The sequence below is a fragment of the Sulfuricaulis sp. genome (assembly GCF_049587675.1).
Classification (GTDB): Bacteria; Pseudomonadota; Gammaproteobacteria; order Acidiferrobacterales; family Sulfurifustaceae; genus Sulfuricaulis.
In genome coordinates, this window is sequence record NZ_JBAVEJ010000148.1 from 1 (window position 1) to 1,796 (window position 1,796).

Genomic DNA, 1,796 nt, shown 5'->3' on the forward strand with positions numbered 1-1,796 from the left:
TACCACGGAGAGTCTGCGCCGGAAGATCGGCGGAGCCGGGGATCTCCAATCCGTTGTCCGCACGATGAAGGCCGTGGCCGCCTCGAGCATCGGACAATACGAGAACTCGGTGCGCGCGTTGGCCGACTACTCTCGCACTGTGGATCTGGGGTTGCGCGCATGCCTCCGGGAAAGCGGGCGGGAGCCCTTGATTGCAGAACGGGAAAGACAAACAGTTGCGGGTGCGATTGGCGCGGTCGTGTTCGGTTCAGACCAGGGACTGGTGGGTCAGTTTAATGAAGTGGTGGCCGATTATGCGGTCAAGACGCTGGCGGCTCTGCCGGCCAGGGCCGAGTTCTGGGCCGTCGGTGAGCGCGTTCATGCTCGCCTTGCCGATGCGGGACTGCCGTTGATAGGACTCTTCACCGTGCCGAATTCCGTCAAGGCCATCACCCCGCTTGTCGGGCAGATTCTCGTTGAGAGCGAGACGCACCGCAGTCAGGATAAAGTCACCGAACTCCACCTCTTCTACAACCGTCCCACGTCCGGGGCGGTTTATGCGCCCGTCAGTCAGCGACTGCTGCCGCTGGACGAAAACTGGCGGCGCAAGCTGGCCGAACTTCCTTGGCCGACGCGAAACTTGCCCGAGGTCCTGGGTGGCGGCACCGCGACCTTGCGGGCGCTCATCCGCGAATATCTTTTCGTTTCGCTCTTCCGGGCGTGCGCCGAATCCCTCGCGAGCGAGAACGCTAGCCGCCTGGCGGCGATGCAACGCGCCGACAAAAACATCGGCGAATTGCTGGAGGACCTAAACAGGACATTCCATCGTTTGCGCCAGAGTGGAATCGACGAGGAACTGTTCGAAGTCATCTCCGACTTCGAAGCGTTGAGCGTAGAGGAGAAATGATGCGCATTGGCCTAGCTGCAGAACATGGTGGGGTTGAGTGGTAAGTGCAACTGACTGCGACCCTTAAAACCCTCGGATATGAGGTACCGGACTTCATCGCCCTGAGTTGGTTACAGGAGATGACTGCCCGGTTTTTGTGGTGCCCCTGGCCAGGGCGGTGGCGAGGGGTGAGGTCACCCGGGGCTTGGCCATCTGGGGCAGCGGGTAGGGGCTTGCGTTGCGGCTAACAAGGTGTCCGGCGTGCGGGCGACGTTGATCTCGGTTTGAGGGCTGTTTATGGCGCCCCTGTTGGCCAGGGAACCTGTCGATGCGACGCTGCAGATCGCCAAGCGTGCCTGCGAACGATACGAACAGCGGGGACGCCAGGACGGTCGAACGGTTCAGGACTGGGGGCAGGCGGAGCGGGAGATTCGGAAAGACGAACCCCATCAATAAACATACTCGAACAACGCGGCTGCCATGGATGAATAAATAAACAGGAAATCCGATTCCACCAAGTTCCGCAAACCACTCTGGAGACAAAACCATGGCCAATAAGCAACCACAACAACAATATGAGATCGGCATGGTCGGGTTGGGCGTCATGGGGCGCAATCTCTTGCTGAACATGGCCGACCACGGAAATTCCGTGGCCGGCTACGACAAGGATGCGGCCAAGGTGGCGGCGCTTCGCCAGGAGGCGGAGGACCGGGACATCCGCGGCGCGGCGGATATCAAGGAGTTCATCGGCATGCTCCGCCGACCGCGCGCGGTCATGATGCTCGTGCCCGCCGGCGCTCCGGTGGATTCGGTCATCAACGATCTGCTCGCGCACCTCCAACCGGGCGATCTCATCATTGACGGCGGCAACTCCTACTTCAAAGATACCGACGTGCGCGCCCGCAACCTGACGCCGAAAGGCATTCAATTC

The 1,796-nt window shown here is 60.9% G+C and carries 3 protein-coding genes; all 3 read left to right on the plus strand.

Annotated features, from left to right (window positions below):
• A partial coding sequence (locus tag WB402_RS07710; protein ID WP_424206575.1) for a F0F1 ATP synthase subunit gamma occupies positions 1-886 on the plus strand: 886 nt, incomplete at its 5' end.
• Between the two features lie 276 nt (positions 887-1,162).
• The gene (locus tag WB402_RS07715; protein WP_424206577.1) at positions 1,163-1,321 is read left to right on the plus strand and encodes a DUF2934 domain-containing protein; all 159 of its coding nucleotides are present in this window, start codon (positions 1,163-1,165) and stop codon (positions 1,319-1,321) included.
• A 91-nt stretch (positions 1,322-1,412) separates the two neighbouring features.
• The coding region (locus WB402_RS07720; RefSeq protein ID WP_424206579.1) for an NAD(P)-binding domain-containing protein at positions 1,413-1,796 on the plus strand (384 nt) is incomplete at its 3' end.

Excerpts from the sequence above, each read along its gene's own strand:
- WB402_RS07715 (WP_424206577.1), top strand. The coding sequence starts at position 1,163 with ATGGCGCCCCTGTTGGCCAGGGAACCTGTCGATGCGACGCTGCAGATC.